Origin of the sequence: Neobacillus sp. CF12 (genome assembly GCF_030348765.1) — a bacterium.
GTDB lineage: Bacteria > Bacillota > Bacilli > Bacillales > Cytobacillaceae > Neobacillus.
On the sequence record NZ_JAUCEU010000007.1, the window covers coordinates 6,112,104 to 6,130,999 of the forward strand.

Sequence of the window (18,896 nt, forward strand, 5' to 3'; positions counted from 1 at the left end):
TTTTAACTGTTATCATCCCATAAAGTTATTTTTAAATAGTTGAAATATTCGTTTTGAAGATGGTGCCCTGTATTCCATGGTTTCCTGGGGCCGGTGAAGTGGATGATTGCGGGAGGAGTTTGTTTTTGCTTTCTTTTATATTTACGTCTGTCTTTTCGGAATTTTAAACTCATATTCGTTGTTAAATTCCATTTCGGATCTAACTTATAACAGTTATTATACAGAAGGGCATTTAGAGCATCTTGTTCTAACCATCTTAATTTTAAATGATTAACTTTTAAATAATCGATAACTAAATTGGATATATTGTCTTCCCGCCATTTTTTTAAGTTTAGAACAAAAACTCCATTATTGAAATATCCAGCACTAGGTGGGATTGAGAGGGATTGGCATGTTTTTTTTAAGCTGGAAGTTAAATGAACCTTAACAGCTGCTAAATAGTCATTTTCGATATTAATATCCCAAAGTTTAGTAATATCCTCTTTTACTATAAGGTCACTGTCTAAATAAATGGCTTTATCTATTTCCTCTGATAATAACTCGGGGATCAAAAGTCGGTAATAAACCTCCACTTTTAGGTGATTTCTAATCTTAAAATCTTTAAATAATGATTGGTCAATTGAAAAGAAACTAATCTTAATACCATATTTTTCTACAGATTTATTCAATCTAATTTGATTTTCATCAGATAGTAAGCCGATAATATATATTTTTATAGCATTTTTAGAGACTTTGTTTACTAATAATGAATTCAGCATTACAGCAGTATGCTTTGCAAATTCATCATTACTTACAGCTACTATATGAATTGTTTCCACGCAATTTTCCTCCTTTCTCAATCTGACTTATCCACTAAAATAGAATTCTTTAGGTAAATAGAGTGAAAATTTGATCCAACTTTTTTTCACATTCAAGTTGTAGAGGAGGGATGTGCTGCATAATATCTTGATGTTCTTCTATATAATTAACTAGATTTAATATGCTAAGGTGAATGTTAGAGTCATCGGTCGGGACAACAAGGTCATCCAAACCAATGGAGTTTGCAAAATCAAAGGTTTTAAACCGATATCCTAATGCTATAAAAGGGATTCCTGCTACTGCTGATAGAACGTTTGCATGTAATTTTAAGTTAATCGTAAAAGAACACTTTTGCATCAAGATAAGTAATTCATTTTGGTTATAAAGTGTTGTTTTAAGTTCTACCCGTTTTTCATCAGCTATTTTATTATAAAGGCGTTGGCAAGGTACAATGTCTTTTTCGAAAACAGGAAATATGCAAAAATGGTACCCTTTATCTATTAAATCCTTTACAACTAAAACTAGTTCATCCTCTATTTTTTTCTCGTTTTTCCCAAATAATTTATTTTTGGCAGTTCCCCAGCTAAGAGCAACTAAACCTTTTTCTTTAATGGTACCTTGATTATTAGGAGTTTTCACCAATAGCCCCGGATCACCCGAGATTAGGACATTATCTAGGTTCAACCCCATGTTCTTTAAAACTTCAAAAGTATAGTTGCCTCGTACAGCAGCAAATTTAGCATGATTTAGCACTATTTGTAGTTTTAGTTTAAAATCTTTATGTCTAAAAACATTAAATTCATTATCCTTTTTTTGCTCTATCATCTCATTACCAATCAGGAGTTTTTTTAAATCCCTTCTCTCAATCCAGTCAATACCACTACCCCAAATGATAATTTCTATGTCCTTTTTTATTTGTATGGCATGATATAAAATATTAATGTAGCTAGGAGTTAATAAAGAACCTCCACCCAAAACGATCGTATTATAATGCCTTAATACCATTTTTTTTCGTTTAATCATTGATAATCTATTTTTATCAGAAGGGAATAACCTATATTTACTCTTGTCCACCTTTTCATCAAATTTTTGTTTGAAGATTTCCCACATTAACTCATCACCGATATTTTTATAGCCCAGCCATCCTAAATATAATACGTTTTTCATGTTGATTCATTCTCCATAAAAAATTCTTTTGTTGTGAATTGTCTATAGTTTTTTACCCTTCCTATGATTTGACTTCTTTGTCTTAATAATCTGTTTGACCGTTTAAAAGTATGGAAATTGCTGTTTCTTTTTCGTATATAAACATAGTTATACCTGCTGGTTGTATGAATTCTAACATTTTTTCTTTTGCATAAAGTTACAAATGCACTGTCTGTCCCTGAGCCTCGTTTCGAAGGGAATTTTATTTTAGGATAAATCTCTTTCCTGAAGATTAAAGTCCCACCTTTTAGAGAACTTTTCCCGGCTTTATTCTCGGTACCAAGTCTCCGAATGGTTAAAAGTTTTTGTCTCTCAAAATACATAAAGGATTTTCCCTTGCCTACTAGCTGTGCATTTGTATTATTAAATATTTTCATAGCCTCTGTTAGATAGTAAGGAGAATAGTAATCATCATCATCAAACTTGGCTACAATATCAAATTTAGCTTTTTCAATTCCGAAATTTAAGCAATTTCCTAGTGTTTTCTCCTGTGGAAGTTGATAGATTGTTACATTTTCATAACCTGCGGCTTTTTCCTTCCACTTTGAAATCTCCATTTTGTCATTATTTAGAATAATAATTAATTCTTTTTCTTCCCACATTTGTCTAGAAAAGTTTTCAAATATATTATTCATCATGTTATCTCGAATTGTACATGCGATTAATGTCACCATTATAAACCCTCCTTTCACACTTCTTTATTAATATATGAGTCAAGCAGTGAAAGTGCTCTGTAAAGACCAATAATTTTGAAAAATGGTCAGAAATCTAGAAATAATATGAGAATATACCCTGCCAATTTATTCTTGGAATGAATAGTATATAAAGAAAAAATATGGGGATTTTTATTCTAGAAAAATAAACGTTCTAAAATGTGATTAAAGGAGTGAAAAAATGATTCCTTCTTATGATTTTTCACTAACACCAAACAGCAATATGGTAATATGCTGTCTGGCCACCGGTAAGAATCATGTGGCAGCATTAGAAATAATGAAACCAACGGTGGAGTATTACGGAAAACTCCATGGTATTGATACTTTGTTTTATAAAAAAAAACTTCTTCCAAATGAAATGGCTAAAAAACATAAAATATTTTTGCTTTATAACCTATTAAAATATTATGAAATTGTCATGTGGATGGATTCGGATAGCATTATTGTTGATCCGAAAGATGATATCCGAAATGAATTAACTACTGACCATGTTGTTTATATGACAAGTTATCATAGAAGAAAACCACTTTTTCCAAATTCAGGGGTAATTGTGGTGAAACGTGATCCAAAGACGATTGAAATATTAGAGGCTGTTTGGAGACACAAAAAGAAACGAAGGGATGAATGGTGGGATCAACAAGCCTTCTTAAAGCTTCTTGGATTTAGGAATAGAAATATAAGAATTTTATCTTATAAAGGTCCAACCAAATATACGCCCGTAATTGGAAGTTTACATGTTAAATGGAATAGTAGACCTAATCGGTATGATGTCGCCAAGAAACCAATTATCTTACATCACTGTGGATTAAAGTGGTGGAAACGACTACAAAGAATGAGGAAAAGCTATCATTTATTCTTGAGAAATATCGAAAAATATAAAACTTATGATAGTAAACCATAAATCTCTTGATGGGTGGTGAAATAATAAATGAAAAGACGGACAACAAATAATAAGAAAACGAATCGTAAATGGAAGACTAGTAAAAGAACTAAGAAAAACTCCACAAAAAACCTAAAAAACTTAGATTATTTGAAAGAAGATTATGTTGAAAAAGGTTTAGATAAAATGCAGAATACCTTTGTTCTTTATCGCATTATTGGTAATGACCTCTATCCACGTCATCAAAAAGGACAAACACTTAGAAACCTTCAATTTATTTTAGAAAATGAATCAGAATTAGAAAATTGCGAGAAAAGATGGATTGTTAACCGAATATTTGATAAAGAAGTAGAGCAAGCAATCATTGAAATATTAAAAAGATACAATCAAGAATTTATTCATATCCCTTTTCTTAAAGAAGAGTACAAAAATATTGAGTTAGACACGAGTTTCCTTCCTACTCCAAGCTATTTGGAGAGTAAAGAATATATAAATATGAATCAAGAAAGAAGAAAAAGGATATTGACTGCCATCATTAGAAACAAAAATAAATATGTAATGAACGTAAATGGCGCTCGAAACACAGCATTACGTGATGGAAGAACTAGAGCCAAATGGATTTTACCCTGGGATGGTAATTGCTTTGTCACTCAAACTGCTTGGCTGCAAATATGTTCTGATGTCTCTTCAAAACCACACCTAAAGTATTTTGCAGTTCCCATGACCAGAGTTTTAGATAATACACAACTTTTAGCAGATAACTTTATTCCTGTGCCGGTGGAAGAGCCGCAATTAATTTTTAGAATGGATGCCAAAGAGGAATTTAATGAAGACTTTTGGTATGGCCGAAGAGATAAAGTTGAGTTATTATGGCGTCTAGGAATTTCAGGGAAGTGGGATAATTGGAAAGATGATTTCTGGGACAGTAACCGTTTACCCAGATCTGGAGAGGCAGGTCAATATGGCTTTGCAGGATGGGTTGCCCGTATGTTTTCGGGAATGAAATCACTTGAAAAAAATTCCAAGCAAAGGAATATCACACGATTTGAAGCCATTATTAAAACAACCCAATATTTGGATGAAGTAGTTTTTAAACATTCAAGTGAGTCTGATCTTCAAATCTATACGATGATAAAAAAAAAAGGTGAAATGAACCATGAGCAGGAAATAAAGAGGGACCTTTCATCGGACAATGTAAAACAAACCCCTTTGGAACATTTGGATCAGGTTGATGATTATTTTGAAAACCTAAAAATTGATGGATATAACAAATCAAATGATGCAGAAGTTGCCTTTGCTATTTCGCTAAAAAGTAAAAGGTCATCCCGAAATTGGACAAGGGTTCAAAACAACTTAGCAAGAACACTAAGGTCAATCATAAACAATTCTGACCAAAATTTTAGAATCGTCATTGCTGGTCATGAAAAACCAAATATAAAAGAAATGAACCATGAGCGTGTTACATGGCTGCCTGTTCGTTTCTCCCCTCCAACCTCCATTCGTAAATATAGCAGTGACAAGTTTCGTAAACGTAGAGTGATTGGAGCCTTTTTAAGGAAAAGCGGGTTCTCAGGATACTTTATGCCTCTAGATGCAGATGATTGGATTCACCATCGATTTGTAGAATTTATTAGATCCCATCCAATTATAGATGCATTTGTTATGAACACTGGTTGTATGGCGAATATAAAAAATAAACAGATATGGGTAAGGGAACGTTTTTATATTGGATGTGGAAGCAGTTCAGTTTTTTATTTTCGTAATAGTGATTTCCCTCGAACCTCTATGAAAAGAGATGTGATGAAGTCTAAATTTAAATGGGTAGTTCTACCACACGGGAAGGTAACAAATTATCTGAAAAATAAAAACTATAAAATGGTGAATTACCCTCTCGTTACCTGGGTTGTTGTACATGGGGACAACAATACGATGATGAAAAGAAAAATAAAAAGTTCCATTTCTGCAAGAAGTTATCATGCCATTTCTGAAAATCTCCAGGATTGGTTTTATGATTATTTTAAAATAAAGTAGAATGGGTTAGCCAATAAAAGGTTAAGTACTTTATAAGCATCTATTATATATAGGTGCTTTTTTGTTATTTTTTTATTCTAGGGAAACTGCCGTGACAATGGATATATTTTTGCATGTAATAATAAGGAAACTTTTTAGGTTTTTTTAGCGGAGGTAAATCCAATGGTTTTTATACGTCTACAAAAGAATCAAGATACAATCAATATTTCTATGAAACTGATAGAAAAATACAGGATTGTTTCTCAAAGAATCATTTTAAAAATTGGCGGATATTCTAGGGAGCTGGCAGTGAATATCCATGAGGAATTGCCAGAAGACACAATAGGTGTTCCGCCTATGCAAAATGGACTTACGCTGCCAGAGGATATACCTTATGAGTTGGTCATCGACGGGCGAGTACTATCCTTGGGCCCTGTCATTGCGTTTGTTGCTTACTTAAAGCCTAGTGAATTAACCCCTAAGAGATTAGATAGGCTAAAAGGTCGTTTTTCTGAATATCAAAGTATTAACGGCATTATCTATGTTTGTGCTGCAAGAGGTATAGATATCGAAAAAAAACAAATTGAAGGATATTATTATAATCCACTAGGAGAAAATTCTGCCACACGTTGGATTTATGGAATTTTCCCTTATCCAAATGTCGTGTATAAACGGCATCCCATTGATACTGTTAGATATAATGATTTAATTTCCCAAATTGGTGACAGGGTTATTAACTCTTATTATTTTTGTAAAGGGGAACTGCCGGATTATGCATCAAGGAATGAAAGTTTGAAAGAGGTTTTTCCCGAAACGGAGAAGTTTACAGGATTCGAACAACTTAATTTGATGTTAAAAAAGCATCAGACTGTCTATATAAAACCTCCTCAAGGTGAAGGAGGCAGAGGGATATTCAATGTAACTATGGATGTCCAGGGAAATTATGTCTTTGTTAATCAAAATGACATAAAAACGGTTATTAGCGAACTAACTGATCTAAATCTGTTCTTGGGGAAGTTTATTCGTCGGAAATACATCATACAACAAGGTGTATCCACCACGATAGGAGATAGAAATGTTGACTTTAGAGTATATATGCAAAAAAATGGGTTAAAACAGTGGGAATGTCAAGGCATGATCGGCAGAGTGGCAAAGAAAGACAAGATTGTTACCAATTTAAAATATGTTGAAAAACTCATGATGGGCCTTGAAGCGATTAAATTATTGTTTGGAATCAATCATCAAGAAGCAGTACAGATTCAAACGAAAATCTATGATAAATGTAAAAAAGTTTGTATAGAATTAGATAAATGTGTAGGAACATACGGGGATGTAGCAATCGATTGTATTGTTGATCAAGATAAAAATGTGTGGATTTTAGAAGTGAATAAACGGTACGGCTATGATAGCCTGGCTAAAGTGAAGAATTATACCTTAAGGAGACTTTTATTTGTAACACCTTTTCGCTATGCGAAAGCTTTAGCCGGATTTTAGTAAAAAAGGAGATTAGGAATATGAATGCTCCGACCATTGGAATATTAGTAGATGGGTTGATATATAGTGGAATTAAGACGAACAGGTCTTATTTTGAACATATCAGTTTTTATGAAGAAGCCTGTATCCAATTTGGGCTGTGTCCTTGCTTTTTTCGGTTAAAAGATATAACGATTGAGACTGATCAGATTAGTGCGTTAGTTAAAGGTAACAAGGGAAAATATGAATTGAAAACCATCACCATACCCAAAATAATTCATAATCGAGGACTTTTTTTTAGGAATGAATCAAAGGTAAAGATAAAGAACCTTCAGAAAACGGGGGTTATTATTTTTAATGATTGGAACCGATATGGAAAATGGGACATTCATACTATTCTTATGAAAAATGAAGAGTTGCAGCCCCATTTGCCTGAAACGAAAGCAGCAAGTTCGGTAAATTTCATCGAAATGATGGAGAAGCATAATGAACTAATCATTAAGCCGAATAGTGGAAGTCTAGGCGGCGGGGTTGTTATGGTCGAAAAAAAGGATAGTGAACGTTGGGAAGTTTGTACCAACCAGAAGAGAGAGACTTTTGCGAACGAATGGCCAGAAATCATTCGTAAAAAGGTCACAAATAAAAATTACATCATTCAGGAACGAATTTCACTTGCTGAGTATCAAGAAAGTCCTTTTGATTTACGTGTTTCCGTTCAAAAAAATGGATTAGGAGAATGGCAGGTAACTGGTGTGGTTGGAAAGGTTGCTAAAAAAGGAAATTATGTAACAAATGTTGCAAAAGGTGGTACCTGTAAAACGCTTACTGAACTATTAAATGATTTTTCTCACTGGGACATTAACGAAGTCTACCAATCAATTGAAGAACTTTCCATTAAAGCGGTAACTGAATTAAATAAGTATTTCCCTAACCTTGCAGATGTTGGGCTGGATATTGGTTTAACGAATGAAGGATTTCCCATGTTTATTGAATGTAATGGCCGCGATCTTAGAATAACATTTGGAAAAGCTAAAATGCATGAAGTATGGAAAGCAACATATACAACACCAATCAGTTATGCGCGGTATCTTTTTGATTCCAAGATTGATTAGGAGTAATTTTATGAAGACTCTCAAACTTGCAGATATTGTTGAAGTGATAAATGGCCAAATGATTCAAGGAAACGCTGAATTTGAAATAAACAAGGTTGCAAAATTAATAAAAAATATCAGCGAATATTCTATTTATTTTAATGTGAATAAAAAAAGTATAAGTTCTGATTCCTTAGTGGGAAAAACGAATTATACAATTGTAACTGAAAATATGGAAATTCTTAGTATGGTTGATAAATCGGCATCGGTTATATTGGTTGCGGATGGTAAGAAGTCATATTACCAATTTATCGAATATTACCGAAACCTTTTTTCTATTCCAGTGATTGGCGTTACAGGAACATGCGGAAAAACAACCACAAAGGATATGATTAAGCATATTTTAAAACAATACTTACAAGTTCATTCCACAATGCTTAGTCAAAATGGCCTTCATTTAAATTTACACTATTTAATGGGGATTAATGAACAAACAGAAGCGGCAGTTTTTGAAATGGGGGTAGCCTATCCCGGAAATATTAGGTCAAGCGGAAGATATTTTAAACCAACGATCGGAATTATAACAAATATCGGTGAAGCACATCTAGAGGGATGCAAAACGTTAGAAAAATATATAAGAGCAAAGGGAGAAATGTTAGAAGTTCTTTCTGAAAACGGAACATTAATTATTAATGCTGATGATACAAATATAAAAAGATTACCAACCGGTTTATTCAAAGGAAGTGTTCTTTCATTCGGTCAGTATCAGAAAGCCGATTTTAGAGCAGATACGATTCGATATGAAGATGACAGAATGGTATATACATTACATGTTAATAAAGTCCAATATGAAGTGGTAATCCCAGGATATGGCGAGCACAATGTTTATAACAGTCTAGCAGCCATCGCAGCAGTAAGTTTAATAGGTATCCCAATCCAAGATGCAATTGATAGATTGAAGACGTTTAAAACAATGGAGCGTCATGTGAAACTGTATCACTCAAAAGGAATTTCCGTTATTGACGATACATGGAGCTGTAATCCTAGTTCAGTATTGTCAGCCTTAGAAGTTCTTAAAAAAGTTTCGAATGGTAAAAAAGAGGTTCTTGTTCTAGGTAAAATGCAGCGTCTAGGATCACAATTAACAAATCAACACCTCAAAATGGGGGAAACGATTATGGACTACGGTGAAGTAGATCATTTAATTACCATTGGTCCCTCAGCAAAGTTAACAGGTGAAAACGCTATTCGCTTAGGGATGGACCCAAGCAAGGTTCATTCCGTTGCAAATGCTGATCAATTAGAATCCAAATTAGCCGAGATTCATACGGAGGAGATGATAATACTCTTTAAAATGTCACTTGGCAAAATGGACCCTGCCTACCGAAGGGTCATAGAAAAATACCGATTTACTTAAATATTCTTCATAGACTAATTTAAACACTTTTCAAGGGATGTGATGAATTTGCAAGGTATCGGTATGCTCCACAACCGGGAAAATCCTGCAGATGTAAAAAAGGCGTATCCCTTTGCGGCCGTTGCGAAAATGGAGGGGATTCACTTTTTTTACTTCTCATTTAAGAATGTGGACTTTGACAACATGAAGATTAATGGTTGGATGTATGAGGAAGGAAAGTGGATTCGAAAAAAAGTAGATTTTCCTGCTGTTGTAATAAACAGCTGTAATCCTAAAACGGAGAACCAGTCAAAAATAGTAAAGAAGTTAAAAAAATATACCATTTTTACAAGCTTTCCTGTAGGGAACAAAATGAAAGTCTATAAAAAAGTAAAAAAAGCAAAAGTGTTCGCCTCTTATTTAATCCCTTCCACGACTCTACTCATGTCAGAGGAAATTATTTCATTTCTAGAAAATCAGCACAGAGCCGTAATAAAACCTTTATCTGGTAATCATGGGAAAAAGGTGTTTTTTATCGAAAAAACGGAGGAACAGTATAAAGTAACAGAAGGATTCAACACAATGTACATGAATGAAAAAGAACTTAACAGATACTTTCAGCCTATTTTGTCAGCACAAAAGTTTCTGATGCAACCTTTCATTGAATGTAAAACAAAAAATGGTCTTACGTATGATTTTAGATTACATGTTCAAAAAAATGGTGCAGGGCAATGGGAAATCACCTTAATTTATCCACGAATTAGTGGAAATGCAAAAATGATAAGTAATATTAGTAGTGGTGGCTACCGGGGAGAATTAGCCTCCTTTTTAAAAGCTGAATTTGATGAAGATTCAAAAAAGGTGAAGGAAAGCCTCGAGGCTTTTGCTTTATCCTTTCCTGCGCATTTTGATACTTTATATGAACATTCCTTTGATGAGCTAGGTTTAGATGTAGCGATTGATGCAAACCAAAGACTGTGGTTATTTGAAGTGAATTGGAGACCAGGTTCAAAAAATAGAGAATTTGACGTTGCCAAACGCCTTATTCCTTATTGTAAATTTCTTATAAATGAAATTGGTATAAGGTAAGATTTTTTTAGCTTGTTTTAGAATAAGTTGTACAGGGAATGATATCTACTAAAAAACAATCTAGGAAGTGGAATCATTTGAACATAATGCAAAAAAGTGGCATCAGAATCTTGTTATTTTTATTATTGGCGGCATTGATACCGCCTTCTACATATTCATACGCAAATGAATCAGGTCAATTAGTAAAAGCAGAGATTAGTAAACTCTTACAGGAAGAGCCACTTTTAAATGGAGCGCTTGCAGGAATAAGCATTCGTTCCGCAAAAACTGGGGAAGTTTTATATGAGCATAATGGGGATGTCCGTATGAGACCTGCCTCAAATATGAAGCTCTTAACATCAGCAGCAGCCTTGTCGGTCTTAGGAGAGAAACATGTATTTAGAACAGAAATCAGATTAGATGGAAAGAGGTACGGAAATATACTAAAGGGGAATCTGTATATAAAAGGATTTGGTGATCCCACACTTTTAAAAGAAGATTTAACACTTTTGGCTAAGGATATTGCCCATTCCGGTGGGATTAAAAACATCGAGGGAGATCTAATAGCGGACGACAGTTGGTTCGACAAGGTTCGTTTATCTCCAGACTTAATTTGGAGTGATGAGTACGCTTATTATGGAGCGCAAATTTCAGCTCTCACAGTTTCACCAAATAAAGATTTTGATTCTGGAACCATCATTGTCGAGGTATCTCCAGGTTTGAAAGTAGGCGATCCCGCACAAATTAAGCTCTCACACAAAACAAACTATGTAAAAATCGTTAATCAAGCAGTGACTATGTCACCGGATGGAGAGAAAAATCTAACAATAGAACGAAACCACGCTTCTAATACCATCCTTGTGAAAGGGTTTCTACCAATTGGGGCAAAAGTCGAGAAAGAATGGATAGCAGTTTGGGAACCGACTCAATTTGTTCTTGACCTCTTTAAGCAAGAATTAGCAAAACAAGGAATCAAACTTTCGGGAACATCTAGGGTTGGTGATACACCAATGGAGGCCGATATTCTTACTAGTCATCGTTCTCTCCCATTATCGGAACTTCTCATCCCTTTTATGAAGCTTAGCAATAACGGACATGCGGAAATCTTAATTAAAGAAATGGGAAAAGTAAGAAAAGGAGAAGGAAGTTGGGAAAAAGGGATAGAAGTGTTAAACGAACAACTGCCTAAATTAGGTGTGAATCCAGATACATTAGTGATCAGAGATGGCTCAGGCATTTCACATGTAAACTTAATTCCAGCTAACGAAATTTCTAAGCTATTATATACTGTTCAGAAGGAAAAATGGTTTCCTGCTTTTTTGAAATCTTTGCCAGTAGCTGGTAAGCGTGACAGGATGGTGGGAGGAACCTTGAGAAAAAGAATGGACGGCTTGGACGTTAAAGCAAAAACAGGAACCATTTCTACTGTTTCTACCTTATCCGGTTATGTAGAAACAAAAAAAGGAGAAATACTTATTTTTTCCATTCTATTAAATAATCTGGTTGATGAGGAAAAAGGAAAAGAAATCGAAGATCGTATCGTTCATCAATTAGCAAATACGTAAATCAAAAATCCCTGAAAAAGGGATTTTTTTATTAAATTGAAAAAACATGTACTCAAAACTACGGTTACCTATTAAAATATAGTAAATATAAACTGGTATAAAATAACTAGGTGCGAGGTGAGAGCATGAAAATGGAAGTAGGTGATCTCCTTTTTGTGAAAGGTGATTGTTATCAAAGTCGTTTTATTCGTTTCTTCTTAAAATCCGATTATACGCATGTTACCATTGCAATGGATGATACACATATTTGTGAGGTTGATATTTTTACAACGATGAAAGTAATGAAAAACCCTTATACAGAGTTTAGCTTGGATCGATTAAATCGCAAATTAACAAATGATGAAAAAGAGGAATTAAGAAACTTCTTACTAGAAAAATGCAGAACCTCTAAGGGGTATGACTGGTGGAGACTTTTATCCATTGGGATTAAAAAATATTTTCGTTGGAATATCATTGTTCATGAACAAGATCGCTATATCTGTTCAGAAATTATTGATAAAGCCTATCAACATATTGGGATAGATTTGGTCAAAGAACGAGTTACAGGAGATGTCACACCGATACATATAATGGATTCTAAGTTGATAAGTCTGGTACATTCCAAATACAAGATTGATAGTATAAGTGGATGAAGGGATTTAATCTAAACCAATTTTAAATTATACTGATAAATGTCATTACATTACCAGCCAAAAGTTTTGGTTGGCAGGAAACTTACGTTAATAGGAGAATAGATGAAGAAACAATTGCTTATACCACAGATTTTGTTTTCAGGTGTTATTAAGAAAGCAAAGAATGTAGAAAATAAAGATTCTAACTGGGAAATACCACTTGATACACTATTAGAACAAGTAAAAAAGCTTCCACCCATACTCAGTCAATTAAAACAAAAAGACAGAGCAATCTTTACCTGGTTTTTAGTTGATGATTCTATCGATAAAAGAGGTATGCTCAAAATCGAAAAGCAATTAGAAGCCTTCATTGAGGAATACATTGATGACTGGGAAGTCGAGGCGGTTTTGATACCCACTTCAGAGCATGCTGCATACGAGGATATTAGATTAGAAGTTGATATTCTGACCCATAAGCTGTTTAAGAGATTTCCTTTTGAACATTTTACACAGATAGTTGGTTTTGGTGATGTTGTACCATTCCAGGCTATTTTCCTTGAAGGCTTACAAAAATTTGGGGACAGGTATGCTAGTCTTTATTATGAGAATAACGAGCTGCATATCACTCATACAAATTCTGAACCAAATATACGAAATTGGGAAAGGGAATTTCGGGTATTTATTATGGATCATGATTACCAAACGGCTTTGGAACTGCTTCGCGATGTTGAACAGACAAAAGAAGTGTTAGGGGTTAAATATCTACTTCAAATGATGATTGATCGGTTTAATTTTGCATTTGAGGATGCATTTAACCATCTAATACAGGCCAGAGAAATGCTCTCCCACCCCTTATTAGAAGAGACGAGTGAAAAATTATCCCTACTATTATCTCAGGATAATAAAACGCGGGATATTAACCGTATAGTTGAATTATACCGACAATTGGATGTTTATATCGATATTGACGATACTACATCTTTTTTAATTCGGTTCTATAGGGCGCGTGAAGCTATTTTATATTACCTATTACATCATGCACAGGTAGTCCCCTCTCCCGTTCAAAGTAAGAAAAAATCAACCATCTATCAAGTAGTGGATGAACTTGAACATAAATATGACAATTGGGAAATTGATGGCATGTATGGTGCCTACTTTTACTTAAAAAGTCAAAACGTCGCCCAAACGTTAAATGTTCGAAATAAAAGTTTTATTGGACACTCACGAAAGGGTGTTGATAAGAAGCAACTTTGGCATTCCTACTTTGGAACATCCCATGCAACAATGGAAAGAGCAAAAAAGCGCTTTTTTATGGATACCTCTTTGCTATTCAGAGATTTGGGAAATCCACTTGACGAAAATATTATGGACATTAATCGAATGCTCATTCAGTTAGTTTCCACTATTCTCTTGAAAGGACAAAAGTAGAAATGAAGGGGCTCATTATATATCGTTGGATAACAGGGAATGATTTTTTACGTGTTATTCAAACCGTAATAAATACAGAAGAATTATGCAGGGATTTTGAAATCCTTATTTTTACCGATAAAGAAACGGATTTTCAAAAACAAGTGGAAGGATTAAATTTCAATTATATTGATTATTCCTTTACCCATTTGCTAGAACCGATAGAGGAGAGTGAAAATCTTACTATTAGAAAGAACCACATTGAGAATGTTATCAATAACATTGAAGATCGTTTTACGAAGGTTTATACATTCCTAACCGAAGGTAATCAAAGTTTTCAACATCTTTTATCACATGCACTGATGCAGCGTTTTCATCAAAAAGTTATCTTTCTAACGGGAAAAGGCGAAATGGCAGCTGAAAATCATGAATCGGAAGGTAAGGCACTTTCACAAAATCTTTATGAGCATATACACGAACTGGTTATTTCCGGAAACTTTACGGCTGCAAAAAAATTGATTACTTTCAATCATTTTAAAGACCAAAGGATTATTCATCTTCTTGATTTAGGGGAATATTTAAAAAGTTTACATATACCAAACCGTAACGGTACCATGTATTTCCAAATATTAAATGATGTACTAAAAACAATAAATGAAGAAAATGATCCAGAAGAAATAGAATATGTGGAACGAATCGAAGGTCTTTGGAAAAATGATCAAAAGGCATTCATTTTTTATCTACATAATTATGCGGATTTTTTATATAAGGAAAATGATTTAATCGATTTTATTGTTCTCTTTTATCGACTTGCAGAAGAAACACTTCTCTATTCGATTGGCTGGGATATTAATTGGAATACGAGTGATGAGCAGAGACAATTTTTTATACGCAAAAATGCATTGTATTCATTAAGAATACCTAGAACAGGAAACCTATCAAAACACTTCCATCGTTATATGAATGTATTAAAACAAGAAATTCGGTCTATTGAAGAAAGACAGCAGGTTAAGATTCGAAGGGATAAGTGTGTGGGCCTGGAACGTCTATCTGACCGCGATAAATATTTTGCTGAACTTTATCTATTCTTTAATAATAATAAATTGGAAGAATTTTTAGACCTGCGGCATGAGGGAGTAAGTGGCCATGGATTTGCTGATTTTACGAAGGAAGATTTTGAGAGAATACTTGGAGGATCACCTTTAGAAAAATTTAATCAAATCCTTACAATGCTTGAGTTAAATCCTGAGTTTTCTGTGTTTCGATTGGTGCAAAAGGCAATATTAGCATTGGTAGCATCCTATGAAATTGAACAATCCGAATTGGCTAAAAGTGAAGAAGAAGCTATTAATTATTAACTAACATTACAAACAAATACTGAAAGATGAAAAAAAGAACAGACTTTTTTCGAAAGTCTGTTCTTCTAGTTTAATGCTGTTTTTAAGGCTTCGATGGCTGACATAACCCTTTGATTATTTTCTATCGTGTTCTTATGATTTCTTGCATGAAGCAGGACAGGTCGAATAGATTCAACAGATCGGCCGAATTCATTCATCCAATCATACCGAGGTACCATCCAGGTATGAAAATGATGGGTAGTATCTTCGTTGTAAAAGTAATAAACATACTCAATTCCTAAAACTCTACGCTGAGCCTCTCTAATTCTCGTCATAACATTTATGTAATCCAATCTTTCTTCGTCTGTAAGTTCATCTAAGCATTTTACATGTCTTTTTGATGCAAGGATGACCAGCCCTTCAATTGGGTAAGCAACATCTTGATGAGCGTGGAAATATTCAGTTTCAAGAATAACGCCGCCATCCGGCTCAATCAATCCACTAGTTAAGGCACAACTTAAACATTCGACTTCTACAGTTTTCCCACTTGATAATGTTAACTTTCTCATCCCTATTCCCCCTCAAAAGTATCCTGAATTATCTTACAACATCATACGAAAAAAGAATAGTTTAAACACTAAATGCAGAATCTAACACTAAAAAAAGCGGTGGGATTGTATGATTTTTGGCTGTCATGTAAGTATTAGGAACGGTTATTCAGGTGCGGCAAAACGCGCTGCTTCTTACGGCGCTTCTGCTTTTCAATATTTTCCTAAAAACCCACGAAGTCTTTCGGTAAAGGATTTTGACCGCGGTGATGCTGCGAGTTGTAAAGAGTTTTGCCAGGAGTATGGTATTGTTTCGGTGGCTCATACTCCATACTCAACGAGTCTATCTCCTTCCGAGGATAAAAAGGAATTAACGATTGCATCGTTATTAAATGATCTAGAAATTGCAGACGCCTGCGGTTCGATTGGTGTGGTTGTCCATTTCGGCAGTCAAATCAGCAAAACTGACCCACTCGCTAGTTATCATCTAATGCTTGAAATGCTTAATGCAGTCCTAAGTCAATGGGACGGCGAATGTTTGCTATTAATCGAAAATAACGCTGGTACAAAAGGGGCTCTTGGAACAACTTTTGAAGAATTAGTCCAGATTAGACATTTGGCTGATTATCCAGAGAAAATCGGGTTTTGCCTCGACACTTGTCATATGTTCGCAAGTGGACTTTGGAATGGAGAAAATACAGAAGAATTTTTTACCCAAGGTCAAGAACTTGCTTACTTTGAACATCTAAAAATCATTCACCTCAATAATTCAAAATATCCAACGTGTTCGAAGAAGGATCGTCATGCAAACATCTTCCAAAATGGTCTAATCAAAGAGGAATCTTTAAAAGGTATCGTCACGTCGCCGATCGTAAAACATATCCCATTTGTGTTAGAAACACCTGATGATGAAGGCATTACCCATAAGGAAGAAATCGAACAGCTCTATGAAAAATGGAGATAGTTTAATTTTACCAATGAATATATAATTAAAGGTAAAAGTAAACATATTGGCAGGGATAGATGATGAAACAAATGAAAAAAGGACAAATTTTATCTGAACGTTTTGAGGTGGCCTTTAATCAAGTGCACGATGCCATGAAGGATATTGTCAAAATTAATGATGATAGATTTGTAGTATTAGTCAAGGTTGGCGCGAAGAAATATCAAGTCATTGAAACATTTAAAAAGGATTTAGAGCAATATGCAAAACTGCGAAACGCTATTGTCCATGAAAAAATGGAAGTCGGATATTATATCGCTGAACCGAATGCGAAAGTGGTCGAGCATATTGAGAAAATCGCGAATGTGTTTAATCGCCCTATTTATGCTTTATCGATTGCAACCAAGAAAGTCCTCTACTTTGATTATAATGACAGCATTCTTAAGGTGACAGAAGCAATTCGTCAGTATAACTATTCGAAATTTCCGATATATAAGAACAAAGAATTCATTGGACTGTTAACAGCAGGATCCATTGTAAAATGGATGGCACAGAATATGGTGAGCAGTTCTGTAAATTTAGCTGATACACATATTTTTGATATTATGAAATACGAAAAAGATCACCCGATTGAATTTGTGGCGAAAAGCACAAATATATTTGATGTAGAAACTATTTTTGGTAAATCACATAAAGTGAAGAAGAAGTTAGAAGCTTTGATAATTACTGAGAACGGAAAAAAAGACGAGGTTCCACTTGGTATTATTACACCTTGGGACTTAATTGATATTGACTATGCTGTGGATTAATAAAGAGAGGAGCATACCGAATTAGGTATGCTCCTCTCTTTATTGTCCAGCTACAGCGCCTAGGGGCTCTCAGGTCTAAGCCAATCCGTCAAGAAGGTAAAAAGCAACCTTCTCGCCGGTTGGTCTTATGCCTGTCGCCCCTGGGAAAAAATGAACTGCTTTTTTCCTTGGACAAGGCGCTTCCGCTTTTCCTATTATGGCATATCATCAAAGTTAAATTCACTCAATTGGTCCATATGGCTGGCAATCATTGCGATGATGGTGCTTGCTTCTTCTTTGCTGAAAATGAAATGGGATTCGTCTTTAATTAGTTCATCATCGGTTGTCCAAATTCGGTTAATTCGTTTCAGGACACCGTCACCTGTTTCCGGAACAACCCCAAATTGATAAGTCACTTCGACTTCATCTTCATGCTTGAAAGCAGTTACCTCAGGAGTATTCCATTCCACATCGATTTCTTCAAAAATATCATCATCATTAACCTGCTCAGCCTCATAATACTCGACACCATCGTCATCGGCCATTTCATAACAGTCTTCACTGTCTTCATACACATCGTCTGACATTAAGTAGACACCATCATCACTGTAATGATCATCATCATTCATATAATCATGAAGACTAGCGTGTACTTCATCGATTATTTCTTCTATGTCCGAAAGGATGACTTTAGCAGTATGCCCACTGTCAACATCAAAGGTATCGATGTAAAATTCTTCGTTCCCAGGATCAAAGAACAATGTGCAAAAATAGTCTCTATCGACATCTTTGGTATTAACATCTTCTGTTTCTACAAAAAACTCGATCCTCGGGTGTTTGGCAGCTCTTTCAATTGACATTTGACCGACCTGATCATATTCTTCACAAATCGATTCCAGGTGATCTTGAAGCTCGCCACAAACTCTGTCAAACCATTCTAACGACATTAACATCCCATCCTTTCAAGGGTAATCGAAGTTATTATCTCCAACATGGTTGTAAATATGTTTATTCCATGCATTTTTGTAAAAACATGGATTTTTCTGTCTTCTTGAATGGGTA

17 protein-coding genes are annotated in these 18,896 nt (G+C 34.6%); 12 read left to right on the plus strand and 5 right to left on the minus strand.

All coding sequences use genetic code 11. The features are described 5' to 3' along the window. Nucleotides 1–2: 2 nt before the first annotated feature. From QUG14_RS29465 to QUG14_RS29475, 3 genes are read right to left on the minus strand one after another with little or no spacing between them, the layout of a single operon-like run. Nucleotides 3–818: a glycosyltransferase family 8 protein gene (locus tag QUG14_RS29465; RefSeq protein WP_289343984.1), complete on the minus strand. Its 816-nt coding sequence runs from the start codon at nucleotides 816–818 to the stop codon at nucleotides 3–5. A 49-nt stretch (nucleotides 819–867) separates the two neighbouring features. After that, nucleotides 868–1,965 carry a polysaccharide pyruvyl transferase family protein gene (locus QUG14_RS29470; RefSeq protein WP_289343985.1) on the minus strand — a complete coding sequence of 366 codons (1,098 nt, stop codon included), beginning with the start codon at nucleotides 1,963–1,965 and terminating at the stop codon, nucleotides 868–870. Continuing rightward, complete coding sequence (locus tag QUG14_RS29475) at nucleotides 1,962–2,678, minus strand: glycosyltransferase (RefSeq protein ID WP_289343986.1); 717 nt, start codon at nucleotides 2,676–2,678, stop codon at nucleotides 1,962–1,964. The genes QUG14_RS29470 and QUG14_RS29475 overlap by 4 nt, the downstream gene beginning before the upstream one ends. 220 nt (nucleotides 2,679–2,898) lie before the next feature. On the opposite strand from QUG14_RS29475, the gene QUG14_RS29480 reads away from it, so the two are divergent. The 10 genes from QUG14_RS29480 to QUG14_RS29525 all read left to right on the plus strand — a co-directional run bounded on the left by QUG14_RS29480 (nucleotide 2,899) and on the right by QUG14_RS29525 (nucleotide 15,576). Continuing rightward, nucleotides 2,899–3,618 carry a putative nucleotide-diphospho-sugar transferase gene (locus tag QUG14_RS29480; RefSeq protein ID WP_289343987.1) on the plus strand — a complete coding sequence of 240 codons (720 nt, stop codon included), beginning with the start codon at nucleotides 2,899–2,901 and terminating at the stop codon, nucleotides 3,616–3,618. Between the two features lie 27 nt (nucleotides 3,619–3,645). Continuing rightward, nucleotides 3,646–5,628, plus strand: coding sequence for a hypothetical protein (locus QUG14_RS29485; RefSeq protein ID WP_289343988.1), 1,983 nt, complete (start codon nucleotides 3,646–3,648; stop codon nucleotides 5,626–5,628). Nucleotides 5,629–5,790: 162 nt separating this feature from the next. After that, complete coding sequence (locus tag QUG14_RS29490) at nucleotides 5,791–7,101, plus strand: YheC/YheD family endospore coat-associated protein (protein ID WP_289343989.1); 1,311 nt, start codon at nucleotides 5,791–5,793, stop codon at nucleotides 7,099–7,101. Nucleotides 7,102–7,121: 20 nt separating this feature from the next. Next, entirely contained in the window at nucleotides 7,122–8,192 is a 1,071-nt protein-coding gene (locus QUG14_RS29495; protein WP_289343990.1) for a YheC/YheD family endospore coat-associated protein, read from the plus strand. Nucleotides 8,193–8,202: 10 nt separating this feature from the next. Next, on the plus strand, nucleotides 8,203–9,588 hold the full coding sequence (locus QUG14_RS29500) for a UDP-N-acetylmuramoyl-tripeptide--D-alanyl-D-alanine ligase (protein ID WP_289343992.1): 1,386 nt from the start codon (nucleotides 8,203–8,205) through the stop codon (nucleotides 9,586–9,588). Between the two features lie 48 nt (nucleotides 9,589–9,636). Beyond that, nucleotides 9,637–10,656 (plus strand): YheC/YheD family protein, encoded by a 1,020-nt coding sequence (locus QUG14_RS29505; protein WP_289343994.1) that lies wholly within the window; start codon nucleotides 9,637–9,639, stop codon nucleotides 10,654–10,656. A gap of 86 nt (nucleotides 10,657–10,742) precedes the next feature. Continuing rightward, nucleotides 10,743–12,200, plus strand: a complete 1,458-nt coding sequence (gene dacB, locus QUG14_RS29510; RefSeq protein ID WP_483310823.1) for a D-alanyl-D-alanine carboxypeptidase/D-alanyl-D-alanine endopeptidase — start codon at nucleotides 10,743–10,745, stop codon at nucleotides 12,198–12,200. 125 nt (nucleotides 12,201–12,325) lie between these two features. Beyond that, nucleotides 12,326–12,832: a C40 family peptidase gene (locus tag QUG14_RS29515; RefSeq protein ID WP_289343996.1), complete on the plus strand. Its 507-nt coding sequence runs from the start codon at nucleotides 12,326–12,328 to the stop codon at nucleotides 12,830–12,832. A 102-nt stretch (nucleotides 12,833–12,934) separates the two neighbouring features. Continuing rightward, on the plus strand, nucleotides 12,935–14,239 hold the full coding sequence (locus tag QUG14_RS29520; protein ID WP_289343997.1) for a hypothetical protein: 1,305 nt from the start codon (nucleotides 12,935–12,937) through the stop codon (nucleotides 14,237–14,239). Between the two features lie 2 nt (nucleotides 14,240–14,241). Beyond that, nucleotides 14,242–15,576, plus strand: a complete 1,335-nt coding sequence (locus tag QUG14_RS29525; protein ID WP_289343998.1) for a hypothetical protein — start codon at nucleotides 14,242–14,244, stop codon at nucleotides 15,574–15,576. Between the two features lie 65 nt (nucleotides 15,577–15,641). Here QUG14_RS29525 and QUG14_RS29530 read toward each other — a convergent pair whose 3' ends face one another. Then, the gene (locus QUG14_RS29530) at nucleotides 15,642–16,124 is read right to left on the minus strand and encodes an HIT family protein (RefSeq protein ID WP_289343999.1); all 483 of its coding nucleotides are present in this window, start codon (nucleotides 16,122–16,124) and stop codon (nucleotides 15,642–15,644) included. A gap of 109 nt (nucleotides 16,125–16,233) precedes the next feature. Between QUG14_RS29530 and QUG14_RS29535 the strand changes: the two genes are divergently transcribed. Together QUG14_RS29535 and QUG14_RS29540 are read left to right on the plus strand one after the other, a co-directional pair. Further along, a complete protein-coding gene (locus tag QUG14_RS29535; RefSeq protein ID WP_289344000.1) occupies nucleotides 16,234–17,067 on the plus strand; it encodes a deoxyribonuclease IV in 834 nt (277 codons plus the stop codon). 62 nt (nucleotides 17,068–17,129) lie between these two features. Then, on the plus strand, nucleotides 17,130–17,855 hold the full coding sequence (locus QUG14_RS29540; protein WP_289344001.1) for a CBS domain-containing protein: 726 nt from the start codon (nucleotides 17,130–17,132) through the stop codon (nucleotides 17,853–17,855). Nucleotides 17,856–18,049: 194 nt separating this feature from the next. Here the strand turns inward: QUG14_RS29540 and QUG14_RS29545 are convergent, their stop codons facing one another. Further along, on the minus strand, nucleotides 18,050–18,781 hold the full coding sequence (locus QUG14_RS29545; protein WP_289344002.1) for a hypothetical protein: 732 nt from the start codon (nucleotides 18,779–18,781) through the stop codon (nucleotides 18,050–18,052). Nucleotides 18,782–18,896 lie beyond the last annotated feature (115 nt).

Bases quoted from the DNA above. Each gene is read 5' to 3' on its own strand.
- QUG14_RS29470 (WP_289343985.1), bottom strand. From the start codon at position 1,965: ATGAAAAACGTATTATATTTAGGATGGCTGGGCTATAAAAATATCGGT.
- QUG14_RS29475 (WP_289343986.1), bottom strand. From the start codon at position 2,678: ATGGTGACATTAATCGCATGTACAATTCGAGATAACATGATGAATAAT.
- QUG14_RS29480 (WP_289343987.1), top strand. From the start codon at position 2,899: ATGATTCCTTCTTATGATTTTTCACTAACACCAAACAGCAATATGGTA.
- QUG14_RS29485 (WP_289343988.1), top strand. From the start codon at position 3,646: ATGAAAAGACGGACAACAAATAATAAGAAAACGAATCGTAAATGGAAG.
- QUG14_RS29490 (WP_289343989.1), top strand. From the start codon at position 5,791: ATGGTTTTTATACGTCTACAAAAGAATCAAGATACAATCAATATTTCT.
- QUG14_RS29495 (WP_289343990.1), top strand. From the start codon at position 7,122: ATGAATGCTCCGACCATTGGAATATTAGTAGATGGGTTGATATATAGT.
- QUG14_RS29500 (WP_289343992.1), top strand. From the start codon at position 8,203: ATGAAGACTCTCAAACTTGCAGATATTGTTGAAGTGATAAATGGCCAA.
- dacB (WP_483310823.1), top strand. From the start codon at position 10,743: ATGCAAAAAAGTGGCATCAGAATCTTGTTATTTTTATTATTGGCGGCA.
- QUG14_RS29515 (WP_289343996.1), top strand. From the start codon at position 12,326: ATGAAAATGGAAGTAGGTGATCTCCTTTTTGTGAAAGGTGATTGTTAT.
- QUG14_RS29520 (WP_289343997.1), top strand. From the start codon at position 12,935: ATGAAGAAACAATTGCTTATACCACAGATTTTGTTTTCAGGTGTTATT.
- QUG14_RS29525 (WP_289343998.1), top strand. From the start codon at position 14,242: ATGAAGGGGCTCATTATATATCGTTGGATAACAGGGAATGATTTTTTA.
- QUG14_RS29530 (WP_289343999.1), bottom strand. From the start codon at position 16,124: ATGAGAAAGTTAACATTATCAAGTGGGAAAACTGTAGAAGTCGAATGT.
- QUG14_RS29535 (WP_289344000.1), top strand. From the start codon at position 16,234: ATGATTTTTGGCTGTCATGTAAGTATTAGGAACGGTTATTCAGGTGCG.
- QUG14_RS29540 (WP_289344001.1), top strand. From the start codon at position 17,130: ATGAAACAAATGAAAAAAGGACAAATTTTATCTGAACGTTTTGAGGTG.
- QUG14_RS29545 (WP_289344002.1), bottom strand. From the start codon at position 18,781: ATGTCGTTAGAATGGTTTGACAGAGTTTGTGGCGAGCTTCAAGATCAC.